At 60.3% G+C, this 19,235-nt stretch carries 17 protein-coding genes; 8 read left to right on the forward strand and 9 right to left on the reverse strand.

Going from position 1 to position 19,235, the window contains the following annotated elements:
* Positions 1-197: 197 nt before the first annotated feature.
* From F6X24_RS10890 to F6X24_RS10915, 6 genes are all read right to left on the reverse strand, one after another.
* Entirely contained in the window at positions 198-1,061 is an 864-nt protein-coding gene (locus F6X24_RS10890; protein ID WP_151088020.1) for a dienelactone hydrolase family protein, read from the reverse strand.
* 88 nt (positions 1,062-1,149) lie between these two features.
* Complete coding sequence (locus F6X24_RS10895; RefSeq protein WP_151088021.1) at positions 1,150-2,460, reverse strand: ABC1 kinase family protein; 1,311 nt, start codon at positions 2,458-2,460, stop codon at positions 1,150-1,152.
* A gap of 4 nt (positions 2,461-2,464) precedes the next feature.
* Positions 2,465-3,097, reverse strand: a complete 633-nt coding sequence (locus F6X24_RS10900; RefSeq protein ID WP_151088022.1) for a TetR family transcriptional regulator C-terminal domain-containing protein — start codon at positions 3,095-3,097, stop codon at positions 2,465-2,467.
* A 53-nt stretch (positions 3,098-3,150) separates the two neighbouring features.
* On the reverse strand, positions 3,151-3,867 hold the full coding sequence (locus tag F6X24_RS10905) for an SDR family NAD(P)-dependent oxidoreductase (RefSeq protein WP_151088023.1): 717 nt from the start codon (positions 3,865-3,867) through the stop codon (positions 3,151-3,153).
* A 74-nt stretch (positions 3,868-3,941) separates the two neighbouring features.
* On the reverse strand, positions 3,942-4,961 hold the full coding sequence (locus F6X24_RS10910) for an energy transducer TonB (protein ID WP_191906292.1): 1,020 nt from the start codon (positions 4,959-4,961) through the stop codon (positions 3,942-3,944).
* Between the two features lie 33 nt (positions 4,962-4,994).
* Entirely contained in the window at positions 4,995-5,933 is a 939-nt protein-coding gene (locus F6X24_RS10915) for a DMT family transporter (protein ID WP_151088025.1), read from the reverse strand.
* A gap of 112 nt (positions 5,934-6,045) precedes the next feature.
* Here F6X24_RS10915 and F6X24_RS10920 point away from each other — a divergent pair, with 112 nt between their 5' ends.
* The 4 genes from F6X24_RS10920 to F6X24_RS10935 all read left to right on the forward strand — a co-directional run bounded on the left by F6X24_RS10920 (position 6,046) and on the right by F6X24_RS10935 (position 12,154).
* Positions 6,046-7,338: a replication-associated recombination protein A gene (locus F6X24_RS10920; RefSeq protein WP_151088026.1), complete on the forward strand. Its 1,293-nt coding sequence runs from the start codon at positions 6,046-6,048 to the stop codon at positions 7,336-7,338.
* A 204-nt stretch (positions 7,339-7,542) separates the two neighbouring features.
* A complete protein-coding gene (gene sppA / locus F6X24_RS10925; protein WP_151088027.1) occupies positions 7,543-9,321 on the forward strand; it encodes a signal peptide peptidase SppA in 1,779 nt (592 codons plus the stop codon).
* Between the two features lie 64 nt (positions 9,322-9,385).
* Positions 9,386-11,272 carry a M1 family metallopeptidase gene (locus F6X24_RS10930; protein WP_151088028.1) on the forward strand — a complete coding sequence of 629 codons (1,887 nt, stop codon included), beginning with the start codon at positions 9,386-9,388 and terminating at the stop codon, positions 11,270-11,272.
* A gap of 66 nt (positions 11,273-11,338) precedes the next feature.
* Positions 11,339-12,154 (forward strand): purine-nucleoside phosphorylase, encoded by an 816-nt coding sequence (locus tag F6X24_RS10935; RefSeq protein WP_151088029.1) that lies wholly within the window; start codon positions 11,339-11,341, stop codon positions 12,152-12,154.
* 78 nt (positions 12,155-12,232) lie between these two features.
* Here the strand turns inward: F6X24_RS10935 and F6X24_RS10940 are convergent, their stop codons facing one another.
* The 3 genes from F6X24_RS10940 to trxA all read right to left on the reverse strand — a co-directional run bounded on the left by F6X24_RS10940 (position 12,233) and on the right by trxA (position 15,909).
* Complete coding sequence (locus F6X24_RS10940; RefSeq protein WP_151088030.1) at positions 12,233-13,123, reverse strand: DUF4249 domain-containing protein; 891 nt, start codon at positions 13,121-13,123, stop codon at positions 12,233-12,235.
* A 53-nt stretch (positions 13,124-13,176) separates the two neighbouring features.
* Positions 13,177-15,525, reverse strand: a complete 2,349-nt coding sequence (locus F6X24_RS10945) for a TonB-dependent receptor (protein ID WP_151088031.1) — start codon at positions 15,523-15,525, stop codon at positions 13,177-13,179.
* A gap of 78 nt (positions 15,526-15,603) precedes the next feature.
* Positions 15,604-15,909 (reverse strand): thioredoxin, encoded by a 306-nt coding sequence (gene trxA, locus F6X24_RS10950; protein ID WP_151088032.1) that lies wholly within the window; start codon positions 15,907-15,909, stop codon positions 15,604-15,606.
* Positions 15,910-16,038: 129 nt separating this feature from the next.
* Here trxA and F6X24_RS10955 point away from each other — a divergent pair, with 129 nt between their 5' ends.
* The 4 genes from F6X24_RS10955 to F6X24_RS10970 all read left to right on the forward strand — a co-directional run bounded on the left by F6X24_RS10955 (position 16,039) and on the right by F6X24_RS10970 (position 19,187).
* Positions 16,039-16,740 carry a polysaccharide deacetylase family protein gene (locus F6X24_RS10955; RefSeq protein WP_229725040.1) on the forward strand — a complete coding sequence of 234 codons (702 nt, stop codon included), beginning with the start codon at positions 16,039-16,041 and terminating at the stop codon, positions 16,738-16,740.
* Between the two features lie 70 nt (positions 16,741-16,810).
* Positions 16,811-17,923 carry a glycosyltransferase gene (locus tag F6X24_RS10960; protein WP_151088033.1) on the forward strand — a complete coding sequence of 371 codons (1,113 nt, stop codon included), beginning with the start codon at positions 16,811-16,813 and terminating at the stop codon, positions 17,921-17,923.
* 26 nt (positions 17,924-17,949) lie between these two features.
* Positions 17,950-18,390 (forward strand): GNAT family N-acetyltransferase, encoded by a 441-nt coding sequence (locus F6X24_RS10965; protein WP_151088034.1) that lies wholly within the window; start codon positions 17,950-17,952, stop codon positions 18,388-18,390.
* A 17-nt stretch (positions 18,391-18,407) separates the two neighbouring features.
* A complete protein-coding gene (locus tag F6X24_RS10970; protein WP_151088035.1) occupies positions 18,408-19,187 on the forward strand; it encodes a TatD family hydrolase in 780 nt (259 codons plus the stop codon).
* The last annotated feature ends 48 nt before the right edge of the window (positions 19,188-19,235 follow it).

The following is a 19,235-nucleotide window of genomic DNA, read 5'->3' on the forward strand; positions in this document are numbered from 1 at the left end:
TTTTTTAAAAAGAAGCAGTGTGGGAAATCGAAAAAACCAATCCTGAGTGTCATGCTGACGTTCTGCTTGGCTGCCGGCTACTCATCTCGAAAAGAGGGTTGCTAATAGGTTGTCGGTTGGAGCGTAGCGCCAGAAACTAAAAGGACCTGCTTCGGGGAAGCAGGTCCTTTTAGTCAGGTAAAGCAGGAGGCGATTGCTTATGCTTTCAGGCGGGCTTTCAGGTAAGCCAGTGCTTTCTGATGGGCGTCGGCCGCCAGCTCCTTGTTATACTTTGGGTTAGAGGGATTGGCGAAGGCGTGGTCGGCAGGATATTCCTTTACGGTTACCTTTTTGCCAGCCGCCGCCATGTCTTTCTCAAACTGCTTTACCACTTCGGGGTTTATCCACTTGTCCTGGTCGGCAAACAGGCCCAGCACGTCCGAATTCAGGGTTTTGAGCCTGGCAACGTCTTTTTCGGGCATGCCATAATACATCACGCAGCCGACAGTTTGCTTGCCGCCGAGCAGGGCCGCTTGCAGGCTCCAGCCCCCGCCAAAGCACCAGCCCACCGACGCAAACTGCGCCTTCGGGCCGGCATACAGCTGGGCACCCTTGATGATGGCCGTGGCCCGCTCGGTTTTTACTGCTTGCATGTATTTGCCGGCTTCTTCGGGTGTGGTAGCTACCTGGCCGTCGTAGAGGTCGAGGGCAATAACGTTTACGCCGGGCAGCTCCTGGGCATAGGTAGCGGCCTCCTTCTTAATGTAATCGTTGAGCCCCCACCACTCGTGGATGACAAACAGAAATTTATTGGATGGCTTGGCGCTCTTTATCTCAAAGGCGTGGCTGGTACCGCCATCGGTGGTTTTAAACTCAATCATTTTGCCTTCTCCCTCGTACGAGTAGGGGAGTGGCGCCTCGTGGCCGCCCGAAAAATCTTTGTCGGTGGCCAGCATGGCAAAGGCTTCGGTAGCGCTGGTCGTAGCCGGGCGGGCGCAGCAGCTGAGCATGGTAGCCGTCTGGGCCTGGGCCGCCGCACTACCAAAGGTGAGCGCCGCAAGGAGGAAAAATAGTTTTTTCATGGGTGAAAAGAAGAGTTAGAAAGCAACTGGTAGCCAAACCGAAACAGCTACCAGAGGTTTTAATAGTTAGAACCAGCTTGTTAGCAGCCTATAGCTCGTAGCTGGTGCGCACCACGGCTCCCAGCTCGGTAAGCAGCGAAAACAGCCCGACGTAGGTTCGGTTCAGGTATACAAAGTGCGCCGAGCCGCGGGGCTCGCGTTGCTGACGCAGCTCCTTATCCTGCATGAGGTCGTCGCCGAGCGCATAAAGGCTCTGAAGATAAGCAGGGTCGCCGAAGTCGAACGTGGCCTGCCGGAAAGGGCGGCCCACCAGCTCAAGCGATTGCGTGAGCATGCGCAGATACAGGGCGCGCAGGGCGGGTGAGTCGGCCGGGCGGAGCACGCCGGCATCCGTAAGCAGCGCGGACAGGCGCGCCTCATCGGCCAGCGTGGCCGGGTCGAGCAGGGCCAGAAACTGCTGCTGCTCGAGGGGCGGCACGTCTTTCACGCAGCCAAAATCGAGCACGCCTACGGTTCCCCCGTTGGTAGAGCTAAAGAGAAAGTTGCCCGGATGCGGGTCGGCATGAAGCTGGCGCAACTCCCGGAGCTGGTACTGATAGAAGTCCCAGAGCGCCTGCCCCAGTTGGTTGCGCACGGCCGGAGTAGGATTATCGGCCAGAAACTCTTTCAAATGCTGGCCGGGCAGCCAGTCCATAGTAAGGATGCGGGCCGACGAAAGCGCCGGATAGTAAGCCGGAAACTGCAGGTGCGGCAGGTGCCCGCATTTGGCAGCAATGGCCTGCCCCCGGCTCAGCTCGAGCTTATAGTCAGTCTCTTCCAGGAGCCGGGCTTCAACTTCGGCCAGGTAAGGGCGCAGGACTTCTTCTTTCAGCCCCATGATGCGCAGCGCCACGGGCTTAACCATCGCAATATCGGAGCAGATGCTCGCGCCCACCCCCGGATACTGCACTTTTACGGCCAGGGCGTGGCCGTTTTTTCGAGCAAAATGCACCTGCCCGATGCTGGCTGCCTGCCGGGCATTGGGGTCGAACTCGTCGAAAACTTCGGCGGGCGAGCGCCCGAACGCATCGCGAAACGCCTTGACTACCAGCGGTCCCGAGAGCGGTGGCGTTTGGTACTGCGCCTGCCGGAACTGCTCGGCATAGGCTGGCGGCAGCAGGTTCTTTTTCATAGCCAGCATCTGGGCCACTTTCAGCACCGAGCCTTTCATCTCGCTCAGGGTGCCGTAGAGCTCAACGGCGTTGGCCTGGTGCAGGTTGGCGGTAGTTGAGTCGGCTCCGACAGCTTTTTTGGCGTAGTGCTGCACGTAGTTGGCCCCGACTTTAAAGCCCGTTTTGGCAAAGCGGGCTGCCCGGGCGACTTTAGAAGTAGGCAGTGATTCCTGGGGCTGGTCGGCCATAGCGCTAGCTTTTTTGCAGTAAAAACCGCCCGAAATCGAGGGCCGAGTCGAGCGTATTGCGTCCTACCAGGTCAAAGCTCAGGGTAACGGCCTTCTCCACGGCGGCGTCGGTGCGCTCGAAGTTGGCCGACTCGTCGCGCACGAAATAGAGCAGCAAAAACTGCAACTGGCGCAGAAAAATACGCCCGTAGCCATCCTGCAGCACCGGCCGGCTGGCAACTTCGCCCGTTGTGCGGCCCTCGCGTAACAGCTCATTCACAAACACCAAAAATTCCTGCTCAAATAAGCTTAGCACTTTAGGAATCAGGGCAGGGCGCCAGCGCTGCGAGCGGCCCAGCGCCAGCAGCGCATAGCTGCGGTTCTGCTTGAGAAGTTCGAGTAAAGTATAGTAAAATGCTAATATCTTTTCGCGGCTGCCGTACCCCTGCCAGGCCGGCTCCTGCGCGGCCTGGGCCCGCGCGTCGCGGCCAAAATCGGCCCAGATTTCGCGGTCCAGCACCGAAAACGAAGCATAGTGGCGATAAAACTCGGCCTCACTCAAGCCCTGCGTTTCGGCAAAGGCAAAAACAGTTCGGGGCGCGTGGCCGTGGCGACGCACATAGTCGAGGTAGGCCGCTTTGAGGGTGGTGGGTTCCATGCCAGTATAACCACTACAGCGCAGGCCTGGTTCGATGCGTAGGGAAGCCCAGTTTACTTGAGCTTGCCCATGCCGCCATCCACGGCCAGCACCTGGCCGGTAATGAACGTAGCCTGGTCGGAAAGCAGAAAGGCGGCCAGGCTGGCCAGGTCGTCGGGGTGGCCCACGCGCTGCAAAGGGTGGCGCCGGGCGCCAGCCTCGGCCTTCTCGGGCGTGTTGAGCAAGGCGGCCGCCAGGGGCGTATCGGTGAGGCTGGGCGCGAGGCAGTTTACGCGCAGGCCGCTGGCCGCGTACTCGGCCGCCAGGGCGCGGGTCAGGCCCTCTACGGCGGCCTTTGCGGTAGCGATGCTGGTATGAAAGCTCATGCCCACGGCTGCGGCCACCGTGCTGAACAGCACCACCGACGCCCCACCTTCGGCTTTTTTCAGCCGCTTGATGGTGGCTTGCAGGGCCTGCACCGCGCCTAGCACGTTCAGCTCAAAATCGCTGCGAAAATCGGAAACGGGCACGCGCTCAAACGGGCGCAGCTTGATGGAGCCGGGGCAGTAGATCAGGCCGTGCAGTACCTCGGGCAGGCCCTCGAAGGTGCTGCCCACGGGCTGCGTGGCATCGTAGGTAAAATGGGTAGTACTCAACGCCGCCAGCTCGGCCGATAGCTGGCGCGAGGCGGTAAAGAGGGTGGCCCCGCTGGCGTGCAGCTGCCGGGCCGTGGCCAGCCCGATGCCAGACGATGCGCCGATGACGAGAATGTTCTTACCAGTAAAATTCATGCGCGTAGTGAGCAGTCAATAGGGTAGTGCCTTGCTAACTACCGACTGTGGACAAGGGTTTTGCGACTGAGAGCTTACTGCGGAATAGCTAGCCGGGCAGTGCCTAATTCGAGCCCCTGGAAATCTTGCCGGATAGCGGTATCCAGCAATTCCTTCTCATTCATAAATAGCGGCTCGCGCTCGTTGGCCAGGTTCCAGGTGCCGAGGTAGTGGAGCTGGCCCGCCTGCACCGTAAAGCAGTAGCGCGTGGCGCGCAGCGCAGCGGTGGGCGAGTGAGCCAGCGGCTTGCGCAGGTTTTCGAGGTGTAGCTTAAAGCTGCCCCACACCGGGTCGGGGTATTCGTATTGGTAAAGCGCGTAGCGGCCTGCCGGCAGGGCGTAGCAGAAGGTACTTTCCCGGCGCGATTTCAGAATGGGCTTGACGTTGATGCGGACCGCTTTGTGGGTGGTCAGGTTCACTAAACGCACGTATTGGCCCATGCCTAAGCTATTGACGCTAAGGCGCTGGAGGCAGCTGCCATATACCACGCCCTTGCCAGCCGGAATGCGGGCCTGAGTCCCCGACCAGCTAACCAGCGGCAGGGCCAGGCTGTGGTAAGGGCCGAGGTCGAGTGAGTCGAGCGGCACGCCCGGCTGCACATTAAAGGAGATAGGAACAGTGAAGGATACCCGCACCGGCCGCCCATTCTGAATGCCGGGTTGCCACCGAATGGTGCCGAGCCGGCGGGCATTGCGCATAACGGAGGAATCGACGTCGGCCCGCAAGCCTTTGACCAGCCTAATATCGGTGGTGCGGCCCTGGGCATCGACGGCAAAGGAAAAGAATACCCGCCCCGTAACGCCATCGCGCACGGCCTGAAGCGGAAAATGCAGGCCCTTATTCAAAAAGCGAATAACCCGCTGCGACGACGAGCGCGTGCTGTCGGCCGCCTCATAAGCCGGAAAAACCGGCATTCTCTCCACGTAGGTATACTTTTTGGCGTGGCTGGTATCGGCTGCGGGTGGGTAGGCCTGCCCGTATGCCCCACGGCCAGCCAGCAGCAGGAGCAGGGCCGCGAAGTACTGGCCCGGAAAATAGCTGAGAGAACCGCACATAGTGGCCCAAGTTACAGCCACCGCCGACATGTATTAGTCTGGAGTCGGGGCCGGGGCAAACGGCGGGTTGGCCGCGGGCACCGGCTTCGGCTTCTTGCTTACCAGCCACACGCCCACAAAAATGAGCGCCGCCTGCCAGGCTTTGTCCCAGGTAAGCGTGTCCTTGCCGGTTGCCACGGCAATGAGAACCGCCAGTACGGGCTGCAAGTAAATGTAGACGCCCAGCAGCGATGGCGTAGCATACTTCAGGGCCCAGTTATTCAATAAGTAAGCTAATATAGTCAGGAAAAATACCATGTAGCCGATTTCAGCCCAGATGTAGAGCGGAAAGCTGCTATAATTGGCTCTGATAGCCTGCGGCAACCCGGCGGGCACCGCAATGACGGCGCCCACCAGAAATATGCGCGCCAGCACCGTAAAGGCGTGGTAAGTGCGCATAAGCGGGGCTACTACTACCAGGTAGAGACCAAATACTGTGGCATTGACCAGCAAAAACAGGTTGCCGAGCAGCGCCGCCTGCGGCACTGCGCCGCTGCTGGGGCGGCTGAGAATGAGTGCCGCTGCGCCGGCTGCCCCCAGGCAAATGCCGACTACTTTGGGAAGCGTTATCCTGTCCTTGAGCAATAGGGCGGAGGCCAGCACCACGACAATGGGCGAAATGGTTTGGAGCAGCGAGGCATTGATGGGTGTGCTCAGGTTGAGGCCCGCGAAGAATGACAGCTGATTGAGGCCAATGCCCAGCACACCCGATAGGATTGCCCGCAGGTTGTCGGCCCGCCCGCTGATGCGCTCCTGGGGGGCCACAAACTGCTTCAGAATACCAAAAAACAGCGCCGCGCCAACAATGCGCAGCGTCACGATGCCCAAGGGCTGCATGTAGTGCGGCATAATATCCTTGGCGAGGCTATAGGTAGCGGCGTAGATAAGCGAAACCAGAAACAGCGCCGTATGCAGGCGAAACTTAGAAACCATAAGGAGTAGGGCGAACTTTGTAGTTCGCGTCCCTGCGCCGTTGCACTAGTGTAGTGCGAACAAGGCGGGGGCACGAGCTACAAAGTTCGCCCTACTGCCGTACTGTTTGCTGATGGCTTCCCTTTTTGATATTCCTAACCTTGCCCCTTTGGCCGAGCGCCGCCGCCCGCACCGCTTGCAGGACTACGCCGGCCAGACGCATCTGCTCGGCGAGAGCGGCGTGCTGCGCCGCTACCTGGCCGCCGGGCGGCTGCCCTCGCTCATTTTGTGGGGGCCGCCCGGCGTGGGCAAAACCACCCTGGCCCTGCTGCTGGCCGAGGAGCTAAAACGACCCTTTACAATGCTTTCGGCTATTAATGCCGGCGTGAAGGACGTGCGCGAGGTTATCGACCGCGCTAAGAAACAGGCAGGCACCATTCTGTTTATTGATGAGATTCATCGCTTCAGCAAAGCCCAGCAGGATGCGCTGCTGGGCGCGGTGGAAAATGGCACCGTCACGCTCATTGGGGCCACTACCGAAAACCCGTCGTTTGAAGTAATTCCGGCCCTGCTTTCGCGCTGCCAGGTGTACACCCTGGAGGCGCTGAGCGCCGAAACGCTGCGCGAGATAGTGCGCCGGGCACTAGCTGAGGATGAAGTGCTTAGTAAAATCCCGGTTGATGTGGTCGAAGACCACGCCCTGCTGGCCCTCAGCGGCGGCGATGCGCGCAAGCTGCTGGGCCTGCTGGAGCTGGTGGTGCAAAGCACCCCGCCCGCAGCCGACGGCCGGGTGCAGCTCACCGACGCGGCCGTGCAGCAAACCGCCCAGCGCCCGCTGGCCCGCTACGACAAGGGCGGCGAAATGCACTACGACGTTATTTCGGCCTTCATCAAAAGCATTCGCGGCTCCGACCCCAACGCCGCGCTCTACTACCTGGCCGTGATGCTCGAAGGGGGGGAAGACGTCAAGTTTATTGCCCGCCGCCTGCTCATACTCTCGTCCGAAGATATTGGCAATGCCAACCCCAATGCCCTGCTGCTGGCGCAGAGCTGCTTCCAGGCCTGCACCGTTATCGGCCTGCCCGAGTCGGACTTAATTCTCTCGCAAACGGTTATTTACCTTGCCACTTCGCCCAAGAGCAACGCGGCCTACACGGCCATTCGGGCGGCGCAGGCCCAGGTGCGGGCCGCAGGCGTGCACCCCGTGCCAGTGCCCCTGCGCAATGCGCCCACCAAGCTGCTGAAAGAGCTGGGCTACGGAAAAGCGTACCAGTACTCGCACAACGGCGAAGGCAATTTTACCTACCAGGAGTTTATGCCCGATGCCCTCAGCGGGACCCGCTACTACGACCCTGGCGATAACCCCGCCGAGCAAAAAATAAGGGAGCGCCTGCGCGGCTGGTGGCAGGAGAAATATGACTATTGACCCGCCCAGCCTAGTAGCATTTGCAGATTGAGCCAGCGTGGTAGTAAGCTGTTGCATCCGTAATGCCGGGTTAGCAGGCGCGATACAGTTAATAGAGGTGGTGATGCCCTGTTGCGGCGTGTATCTTGCTGCGCGTTTTCAAAAGCTTACGCGCACTGTCTACCTCTGCAAGCGCCGCGCGAGCTACAAAATCTGCAATTTTATATGAAACAATTCTTCAAGTTTGTGCTGGCTACCTTAGTGGGGCTGGTGCTGTTTTCGGTGCTGGGCTTTGTGCTGCTGGCCGGCATAGTAGCGGCCATCGGGAGCAGCAGCGCCGATAAGTCGGTGGCCAGCAACTCGGTGCTGGAGCTGAAGCTCGACAAGCCTATTTCGGAGCGCCGGCAGGCCGCCGACCTTTTCGGCGGCAACGGCTCCACCATCGGCCTGGTAGGGCTGAAGGGCGCGATTCGCCGGGCCAAAACCGACGACGATATCAAGGGCATTCTGCTAAACCTGGAGCTGGTGCAGGGCGGCATGGCCTCGCTCGAAGAAGTGCGCGACGCGCTGCTCGACTTCAAGAAATCGGGCAAGTTCATCGTGGCCTACCACGAGATTTCGTCCGAGAAAAGCTACTACCTTTCGTCGGTGGCCGACGAGATTTACCTGCACCCGCAGGGCACGCTCGAATTCAATGGCCTGAGCTCGGAGGTGATGTTTTATAAGCGGCTGTTCGACAAGGCCGGCATTGAGCCCTACATTTTCCGGGTGGGCTCGTTCAAGAGTGCCGTGGAGCCGTTTTTTCGCGAAAACTTCTCCGACTCGGCCCGCTACCAGACGGTTACGTATCTCAATTCGCTCAACGACCACATGATTGGGCAGGTGGCCGAAAGCCGCCAGATTCCGGTGGCCCGCCTGCACGTTATCTCCGACTCGATGCTGGTGCACAATGCCCCGGATGCCCTGCGGCTGCACCTGGTAACCCGGCTTGGCTACTTCGACCAGGTGCAGGATTATCTGCGCGGTAAGCTGGGTCTCAAAGCCGATAAAAAGCCTGGCCTCGTGAGCCTGAGCGACTACCAGGATGCCAGCCGCGCCGACGAGAAGGAGGGTAAAACCAGCGGCAACCGCATTGCGGTAATATATGCCGAAGGCGATATTGTGACCGGCAAAGGCTCCGACGATAACATCGGCAGCGACAAGTTTGCCGAAGCTATCCGCAAGGCACGGCTCGACGACAAGGTGAAGGCCGTGGTGCTGCGCGTGAACTCGCCCGGCGGCTCGTCGCTGGCTTCTGATATTATTTACCGCGAGGTGCTGCTGACCAAAAAGGTGAAGCCCATTATCGCCAGCATGAGCGACGTGGCGGCCTCGGGCGGCTACTACATCAGCATGGCCTGCGATACCATTGTGGCCCACCCCAATACCATTACGGGCAGTATCGGCGTGTTTGGGGTGCTGCCCAACATTCAGCCCCTGCTGGCCGACAAGCTCGGCATTACCGTGGACCGCGTGACCACCGGCAAATTCTCCGACTTGCCCACCATCACCCGCGCCCTCTCGCCCTACGAGAAGCAGCAATTGCAGCTGGAAGTCAATACCATCTATGCCGACTTCACCAGCAAAGCTGCGCTGGGCCGCCATATGCCCGTCGAGCGCCTGCGCCGCATTGCCTCGGGCCGGGTGTGGAGCGGCACCGAAGGCAAGAAAATCGGCCTCGTCGATGTGTTGGGCTCGTATGAGGATGCCCTGCGCATTGCCGCCGCCCGCGCCCACCTCAAGGCCGACGACTACCAGGTGCAGCGCCTGCCGCGCCAGAAATCGGGCGTGGAGAAGTTCTTCAGCCGCTTTATGAGCGACAATGACGACGACCAGGCTGCCGCCGAAGCCCGCCTGCTGCAAGCCAAGCTGGGCCCGCTCTACCCGGCCGTGCGCCAGTACCAGCAGCTCATGCAGATGCGGGGCGTGCAGGCCCGCCTGCCCTATGAGCTGGAAATAAAGTAGTTAACCTATTGTTTATAAACAAAGAACGTCATGCTCATCTGACGTTCTTTTGTAATCTATGCCCATGAAACGCCTTTTCTGCCAAGCTGCCTTTGGCACCCTGCTGCTGGCTGGCGTCGGCCAGACGGCCGACGCCCAAACCACCCTCTACCAGCCCCGCGACATCAAGCGGGCCTTTGCCAAAGGCACCCGCGCCGCCGACGGCCGGCCCGGCCCCCGGTACTGGCAGAATACGGCCCGCTACGATATTACGGTGCAGGCCGCGCCGCCCGCCCGCGACATTAAAGGCCGCGAACACATAACGTATTTCAACAACAGCCCCGATACGCTGAAAAGCCTGGTTATCCGGCTTATTCAGAATATTCACCAGCCCGGCGTGTCGCGCGACGGCGATGCTTCGCCCGCTTACCTGACCGAAGGCGTATCCATCGACTCGTTTGCCGTGGGCGGGCAGGCGCGGCCTTACAACGGGCGGGGCCAGGCCACGGCCCAAACGATTGCGCTGCCCCGCCCGCTCATGCCCCAGGACTCGGTGCGCCTCTCGTTTGCCTGGCACTTTCCCATTTCGCTGGAAAGCGGGCGCGAGGGTATGATTGACAAAACGACGTACTTCCTGGCGTATTTCTACCCGCGCGTGGCGGTGTATGATGACTACAACGGCTGGGACCGCTTGCCCTTCGTGGACAGCAAGGAGTTTTATAACGACTTCAATAACTACACCCTGCGAGTGCGGGTGCCGGCCAACTACCTGGTGTGGGCCACCGGCACGCTCCAGAACCCGAAGCAGGTGTTGCAGCCCACCTACGCCAAGCGGCTGGAAAAATCGATGACCAGCGAGGCGGTAATTCACATAGCCACCGCAGCCGACCTTGCCAAAAAGGACATCACCGCGCAGCAGCCCTTCAATATCTGGGTGTGGAAGGCCAACGATATTTCTGACATGACGGTAGGGCTGAGCGACCACTACGTGTGGGATGCCGCCAGCGTGATAGTGGACCCCGCCACCAAGCGTCGGGCCAGCATGCAGGCCGCCTTTGCTGACTCGACGGCCGACTTTCACTCGTCGGTAAAATACGGGCAGAACGCGCTGGGCTGGTTTTCGCGCAACTGGCCCGGCGTGCCCTACCCGTTTCCGAAAATGACGGCTTTCCAGGGCTTTGCCGACATGGAATACCCGATGATGGTGAACGACAGTCCGCAGAAGGACGAAAAATTCGGGCAGTTTGTGCAGGACCACGAAATTGCCCACACCTACTTCCCGTTTTACATGGGCATCAACGAGAGCCGCTACGCTTTCATGGATGAAGGCTGGGCCACCACGTTCGAGCTGCTCATCGGGCGCACCGAGCGCGGGGCCGAAGCCGACGACTTATATCGGAAATTTCGTGTAAACCGTTGGATTCACGACCCCAGCACGGCCGAAGACCTGCCCACCATCACGCCCAGCAGCGAGCTGAAGGCCGGCTACGGCAACAACTCTTACGTGAAAGCCTCGCTCAGCTACCTGGCTCTGAAAGACCTGCTCGGCGATGAGCTGTTTAAGAAATGCCTGCACGAGTATATGAATCGCTGGCACGGCAAGCATCCTATTCCGTGGGATTATTTCAACTCCATGAGCAGTGCCGCGGGCCAGGATTTGAGCTGGTTTTTCAACAACTGGTTTTTCACCAATGGCTACATCGACCTGGCACTTACCAAGGCCGAAAAAACGACCCAGGGCACGGTAGTTACCATTCAGAATGTGGGCGGCTTCACGGTGCCCGTCGATTTGAAGGTGAGCTACGCCGATGGCAGCACCGAAACCCTGCACCGCTCGCCCGAAATCTGGCGGGCCAACCAGCAGCAGACTACCATTACGGTGCCGGCCGGCAAGGCGGTGCAAGCAGTAGCCTTCGACCACGGCCTGTACCTCGACGCCGACCCCAGCAATGATAAGCTGGCCGTGCAGTAGGGCTGGCAGCTAAGCTGTGAAGAGCTAGCCCCAAAGAACACCAATACGCTACCTGATTATCTTATCATGCAAGCCATTCAAGCAGCAGTTACCTATATTCAGGCCCATAGTGATAATTTTCAGCCCACTACCGGTATCATTCTCGGTACTGGCCTGGGCGCGCTGGCCCAGGAGGTTGAGGTGCAGCACGAAATCAGCTACACGGATATTCCGAATTTCCCGGTTTCGACCGTGGAAAGCCATGCGGGCCGCCTACTATTAGGTACGCTGAGCGGGCAGCCGGTAGCCGTGCTGCAGGGCCGCTTTCACTACTACGAAGGCTATACCATGTCGCAAGTGGTGCTGCCGGTGCGGGTGCTCAAGCTGCTGGGCATAAAGCAGCTGTTTGTAAGCAACGCGGCCGGCGGGCTGAACCCTGAGTTTGCCATCTCCGATTTGATGTTGATTGAGGACCACATCAACCTGCTGCCTACCAATCCGCTTATTGGCCCCAATCTCAACGAGCTTGGCCCGCGCTTTCCCGATATGTTTGCTCCCTACGATGCCAGTCTGCTGACCCGCGCCCGCGCCGCGGCCGTGGCGCTGGGCCAGGGCAGCACCACTCAGCGCGGCGTGTACGTGGCCGTGCCCGGCCCCATGCTCGAAACGCCCGCCGAGTACCGCTACCTGCGCACCATCGGGGCCGATGCGGTGGGTATGAGTACCGTGCCCGAAGTTATTGCTGCCCGCCACCTGGGTTTGCCGGTGCTGGCCGTGTCGGTTATTACTGACCTGTGCTACCCTGGCCAGCTCAAGCCGGTGGTTATCAGTGATATTCTGGCTGCCGCCGCCACTGCCGAGCCCCGGCTTACTGCTCTTATGAAGGCAGTATTGGCTGGCTAAGCTTCCATGCCGGATTAAGCTACTTCGCTGACGTTAGGCAGGTGAGTCGCCCTCCGCGACCCACCTGCCTAACGTTACTTATTTCAAATATACCGTGCGCGTGTCGCTCACCAATACCGAAAACACGCCCAGGCCGCCCTGCACCGTGCTGTGAATGGCCGAGGGCTGCGCAAACGGGTTGCCGTTGGCATTGCGGGCATTGCGCGTCGATTGCCGGAAGTCGTAATACAGCGAATCGACGTGGTAGAGCGTGGCCGTTACGGTATCGTTGGGCTTGAAGCGGTAGGTGGTTACCTGCGCGTACGACTGGCCGTTGAAGAGCTTATCGCTGATGTCGTTATCGGTTTCGGTATTGTTGGCGGGTTTGCCCTTGTGCAGCTGTAGCCGATAGAAGTCGGTAGTGGCACCGGGGTCCGTCCACTTGGTCACGAAGTAGGCTTTCTTGTTGTCGCCGGTCAGGCCATTAAACTTGTATTTTACCGAGTCGATAGGAATGAAAGTGGGGACAATGGCAGTGCCCGTGATATGCCGGCCCCGCTTGTCCTGCACATCGAGCCCAAACTGCTGCCCGGCCTGCGCGACCAGCGCCGTGCTGCCAATGTGGGTATGATACTTACCCGTAGCCGCATCAACGCCGGGGCTGAAGCGTAGGGGCATGGGCTGGCCGCCCGGCAGCGTCAGCGTCACGGTTACGTCGGTAGGCAGCTGCACGGTCTGGCCATTGGGCAGCGCGAGCACCTGCGAGCCAGCCGCTATTGCCTGGCCATCATCCAGATAAGGTACCGATTCGGTCACGGTAAGGACGGGCACTTTGCCATTTTCGAGGTAGCACTCGGCCACCAGCTGGTTGGCGTAATAGGGCAGGGGTACGTTCGCGTCGTTTTGCAGCTTGCCACAGCCCGCCAGTAGGCTGATACCGCCCACCAGACCCAAAAACCCAACAGGCTTCTCTATTATTCGGCTAAACATAATCTTCGGCTAAAAAATTGACTTCAAAAACGGGCAATCCAACAAATCCGCAGTTAGAATTTGAAATTGTACGTTACCGATGGAATCAACGGGAATAAGGATACCTGCTGCGCCTTGTAGCCGGTTACCATATCGGTCGTCTTATCCCGGATTTGCTCGAAGTAGATGAAGTAGGCATTACGCCGGTTGTAAGCGTTGTAGATGCTGAACGTCAGGTCGCGCTCGCCCCCCATGCGCGAGGGCGCCAGCTTATACACCATGCCCAGGTCGAGGCGATGATAAGGAATCATGCGGTACGAGTTGCGGTCGGGGTACACCGGCACCGCCTGGATGCCGCCCTGGTAAATATCCTGCAAGGCAAAGCGGCCCAGCGGCAGCGTAGTAGGAGCCCCGGATGTGTACACAAAGCTGGCGGTGAGGGAGATGCGCGTGCTCAACTCGTGCATCACCACTACCGTTAGGTTGTGGCGTCGGTCGTAGTTGGGGTAAAAATCCTGGCCATTATTGATGCCGGTGGTGCCGAGCTGCGGCGGAAAGTTGCGCTTGGTCCAGGCCAGCGTGTAGCCAACCCAGCCGGTGGTTTTGCCAGTTTTCTTTTCCAGGTACAGCTCGTTGCCATACGCCCAGCCGTGCCCGAACAAGAACTGTGAGTTCAGGTCGTTGTTGGCAAAAATCTGCGCCCCGTCTTTGAAGTCAATCTGGTTTTGCGACCATTTGTAGTACACTTCATCGGTAAGCAGAAACTTGCCCTCGCCCAGCAAAAAGCTCAGCCCGGTGCTTACCTGCTGCGAGCGCTCGGGCTTTACGGATAAGCGCGACGGGTACCAGATATCGGTCGGCAGCGAGGCGCCCGAGTTCGACACCAGGTGCACGTACTGATACATGAGCGCGTAGCTGCCCTTAAGCGAAATCTTGTCGGAGAGCGAGTAGCGGGCGGAGGCGCGGGGCTCAAGCCCGCCAAAGTGGTCGGTGCCGCTCTGAAAGCCCGTGAGCCGCAGGCCCCCTTCGAGCTGAAGCTTGTCGCTGGCTTTAATATTGTCGGAAACATATATTCCACCTTCCGCGCCCGTATAGCTTACGTCGGCGTTGATGTTGACGCTGTTATCCTGCGAGCTGCGCTGCAGGCGGCCCACGCCAAAGTCGTGGTGCGTGAGCACCGCCCCGAACTTGATAGTGTGCCGGTCGTTGGGCACGTAGTCGAAGTCGCTGTGCCCGCTATAATCCAAGATGGTCGAGCCCAGGTTGAAGCTGAACTGGTCGACGCTATTGCCCAGGTTGTACTTATACGAGGTCACTCCGACCGAATTATTCATCGTCAGCCGGGGCGAGAAAACGTGCTGCCAGCGCAGCGCCCCGAGCGTGTTGCCCCAGGTAAAAGCGGCCGTAAAGCCGCTGGGCGACGTAAAGCCGAACACATCGCGCCCCAGGTAGCCCGTAAAAAATACCTCGTCCTTCTCGCCTAGCTTGTAGTTGCCCTTGGCGTTGAAATCGTAGAAATAATAATCCGGAATGGGGCTATAGTCCTCTTTGTGCGCATTGGCCCGGTTGAGCGCCCGCGTGAAAATGTCGAAGTACGTGCGCCGGCCCGACACGATAAACGAACCTTTTCCCTGCTGAATGGGGCCTTCGAAGCTCAGGCGCGACGAGATGAGCCCGATGCCGCCCGTAGTTACGAACTTCTGGCGGTTGCCTTCGCGCAGCTTCACATCGACCACCGACGACAGCCGCCCACCAAACTGCGCCGGAAAGCCCGACTTATATAAATCGACGCTCTGCACGGCATCCGGATTAAAAACCGAAAAAAGCCCGAACAAGTGGTTGGGGTTGTACACCAGCACATTATCGAGCAGCACCAGGTTCTGGTCGGAGCCGCCGCCCCGCACAAAAAGCCCGCTGCTGCCCTCGCCGCCGCTTTGCACGCCGGGCTTTAGCTGCAGGGTCTTCAGAATATCAACCTCCCCGAACAGCGCCGGCAACAGCTTGGCTTCCCGAATGCTGAGGTGCTCGACGCCCATCTGGGTCGATTGCAGCTTTTCGCGCAGCGTTTGCTGGCCCTGCACCACTACCTCCCCCAGCTCATTGGTAGAAGCTGCCAGCGTAAAGCTGTGCTGCTGATTGCGATGCAGGTCTACCGTCAGCGTTTGGGTAACATAACCCACAAAGGACACGGCCACCTGCTGCGGTCCCTCGGGCAGACTCAGGCTGAATTTACCGTCAGCCTCGGTGGTAGTGCCCAGGCTCAGCGCCGGCACCGCCACCGAAGCGCCCGGCAAGGCCGTGCCATCGTCGCCGCGCACCACGCCGCTCAAGATGTGCCGGGTTTGGGCTGCCAGGTGCTGCGGTAAGCTGAAAAATAAGATACTAAGGCTACTTACTATATAAAATCGGAGCACTCGGAACATACACGCAAATTACCACCCAAGGGGGCGGCGTTGGGCCAACGCTCACCCCTGGCATTTAGTTTGCGGCCGGGCAGTTGCTCATAAATAAGCTCCTACGGCCTGCGTAAGCTGACTGGCCGGCACCACGCCCGCCTGCCGCCACACCGGCTGCCCCTTATGAAACAGAATAAGCGTCGGAATGCTCTGCACCCGGAACTGCTGGGCTACGGCCTGGTTTTTATCGACGTCGATTTTAATGATGCGCAGCTTGCCCTCGTGCTGGGCCGCTACCTGCTGCAAAATGGGCGCCATTGTTTTGCAGGGCCCGCACCAGTCGGCATAAAAATCGACTAATACCGGCATGCCGGGGCTGTTGATGAGCTCGGAGAAGGATTTGCGGGGCATACAAGTGAGGTAAATAGGTTGCAGAAGTGAGCCAGGCGGCGGGCACAAAAAAGCCCAAAGGCGGTAAGTTTGCAGCCGCAAGCCGTTCCGCCGCCTGCTTAAGTACCTGCGTCTGCTCATTTCGGTTTCGTGTTGCTGCTTTCTAATCCGCTAACCCGCCCGCCTGCCTGGCTGCGTCCCGTATTTCCGGGCAGCGAGTGGCACGGGGCGCCCGTCGGGGCCAGCGGCCGGCCGCAGCTCTACCTCACGTTCGACGACGGCCCCATTCCGGAAGAAACGCCCTGGGTGCTGGAGCAGCTGGCGGCCTACCAGGCTCCCGCCACGTTTTTCTGCGTAGGCGACAACCTAGCCCGCCACCCCGACATTGCCCGTGCTGCGCTGGCCGCCGGCCACCAGCTTGGCAACCATACCCAGCACCACCGCAGCGCCTGGAATAGTAAAAATACTGAATATATTGCCGGCATTGCCGAATGCGAGCGAAATCTGGAATTAGTAAGAAGTAAGGAAGAGTTGATTCCCGGTGCTGCTGCGCCCTCACTTTCCGCTTCCCGGCTTCCTTTGTTTCGGCCGCCCTACGGCCGCCTCACCTGGCCGCTGCTGCGGCTGCTGCGGCCGCACTACCGCGTCGTAATGTGGTCGCTGCTCACCCGCGACTACGACCCCGGCCTTGCGCCCGAGCGGGCCCTGCGCCTGGCCCTGGCCCATACCCGGCCCGGCGACATCATCGTGCTGCACGACTCGCGCAAGGCCAGCCGCTCGCTGCGCTTTCTGCTGCCCCGGCTGCTGGCCCAGTACCGCGAGCAGGGCTACGAGTTTGCGGCACTCTACTAGCGGACTGCCGGGGTGCTGACTGGCAGCCGCGCCTGGCAGGTACTTTTGCGGGCACCTTCTCGCGTATCGCTTGCTGCCTTCCTTGCTTTTGTATTGCCTGCTCTGGCTGGTGCTCATGGCCTGGGCTACCTGGCGGCTGGCCACGCGCCGCGGGGCGGCCACGCCGGTAGCCCGGCCTGTGCCGTGGCCGCGCGTCAGTATTCTGGTGGCTGCCCGCAACGAGGAAGGCAACCTGCCGCGCTGCCTGGGCAGCCTGCGCTCGCTGGATTACCCGGCCAGCCTGCTGGAGATTCTGGTGGGCGACGATGCCAGCACCGACCAAACCCGCGCCGTAGCCGAAGCTTCCCTGGCCGGGTATGAAGGCAATTACCAGGTACTTGCAATAACTGACAACCTGGGCCGGGCGCGTGGCAAGGCCAACGTGCTGGCGCACCTGGCCCGCGCCGCTACTGCCGACTACCTGCTCATTACCGACGCCGATATTGCTGTGCCGCCAACCTGGGTAGCGGCCATGCTGGCGCATGCTGCGCCGGGCGTGGGTACCGTAACGGGCCTCACGGTGATAGCTGGCCCTGGCCTGCTGGCCCGCTTGCAGCGCCTCGACTGGCTGCTGTCGCTGGCCCTGATTCAGGTTGGTACCGAGGCCGGCCAGCCCCTGACAGCCATGGGCAACAACATGCTTGTCACCCGGGCCGCTTACCAGTCCACCGGCGGTTACGAGGCCTTACCCTTCTCCGTAACCGAAGATTTTGCCTTATTTGAGGCCGTGAATGCGCACGGCTTCGGCTTTCGGCAGCTCTTCGAGCCGGCTGTGCGCGCTACTTCCCTGCCCGCGGCTTCGTGGGGGAGCCTGGTGCAGCAGCGCCTGCGCTGGCTGCACGGAGTAGCCGCGCTGCCCTGGCACGTGCAGGCCGGCCTGGTGTTTTTTAGCGGCTACTGGCTGGTGGCGCTGGGGCTGGCGCTGGCCGGCCGGCCAGGGCTGGCGCTGGCGGCGCTGGCCCTGAAAATACTGAGTAGCTATGCCCTCGCGCTGGCGGCCGGCCACCGCGCCGGCATGGCCCGGCCCGCCTGGTGGCTGGTGCCGGCTTTTGAAGCATATTCGCTGGCCTTAACTACTCACTTGTCGCTGGTGCGGCTCCTGGGCCGGCGCGGTATCGAGTGGAAAGGTCGAGCTTACCGCTAAGGATATACTAATGAGCTATATAAAAAATGACAACTCAGCTTAAGCCGTCAGCGCCCGGCAGCTATAGCATCATCCCTATTACGCCGGCCCAGACCTATGCCCTGCGCCAGGCTGTACTGTGGCCCGATAAACCCCTGGCCTACGTGCAATTGCCCGACGATGCGGCCGGCCGGCACTTCGGGGCAATAGCAGGCGGCGAGCTGCGGGCGGTAATTTCGCTGTTCGTCACCGATGGCGAGGCCCGCTTTCGCAAGTTTGCCACCGACCCGGCCTGGCAGGGTAGAGGACTTGGCACGGCGCTGCTGCGCCATATCACGGCTGTGGCGCGGGCGCAGGGGGCCCGCACGCTCTGGTGCGACGCCCGGGTAAGTACCCTGCCTTTTTACCAACGCTTCGGCCTGGCGCCGGAAGGAGACGTGTTTTACAAAGGCGACCTGGCCTATGTGAAGCTGAGCTGCCGGCTTTAGAATATATAATTTCCGATATGAATTTAATAGAAACCCACGCTCATCTCTATTCCGAGCAGTTTCGGCCCGACCAGGCTGAGGCCCTGCACCGGGCCGTGGCCGCCGGCGTTGGCACCATCCTGCTGCCGAATGTGGACCACTCTACCATCGACGCCATGCTGGAGCTGGAAGCCGCCGCGCCCCAAACCTGCCACGCCATGATGGGCCTGCACCCGTGCTCGGTGGGTCCGACAGTTGAGAAGGAGCTACGCCTGGTCGAAGACTGGCTCAGTAAGCGCCCCTTCGTGGCGGTAGGAGAGTGCGGCATCGACCTGTATTGGGATAAAACCTATCTGCCGCAGCAACAAGAGGCGCTGCGCGTGCAGCTGGCCCTGGCCCGGCAGTACGACCTGCCCATTGTGCTGCACACCCGCGATGCCTTTGAGGAGGCGTTTGCGCTCGTGGCCGAAGCGCAGGATGGCTCCCTGCGCGGCGTTTTTCACTGCTTTTCGGGCAGCCTGGAGGAGGCTGAGCGCGTTATTGGGCTGGGCTTTAAAATGGGTATTGGCGGAGTGGCTACGTTTAAGAATGGCGGCCTCGATAAAGTGCTGCCGCACGTTGACTTAGCGCATCTGGTGCTCGAAACCGACTGCCCCTATCTGGCGCCGGTACCATATCGGGGCAAGCGCAACGAGCCGGCCTACCTGCCGCTGGTGCTGCACCGGGTGGCCGCGCTGTTGGGCCAGTCGCCCGAGGTAGTGGCCGAGGCGACCACCCGCAACGCTCAGGAGCTATTCCGGCTGGCGAACCAGGGGTAAGTGAAAAAAAGAAGCTGCTTAAAAACCGGCTTGCTGCCCGTCCTCATC

The organism is Hymenobacter baengnokdamensis, from assembly GCF_008728635.1.
Classification (GTDB): domain Bacteria; phylum Bacteroidota; class Bacteroidia; order Cytophagales; family Hymenobacteraceae; genus Hymenobacter; species Hymenobacter baengnokdamensis.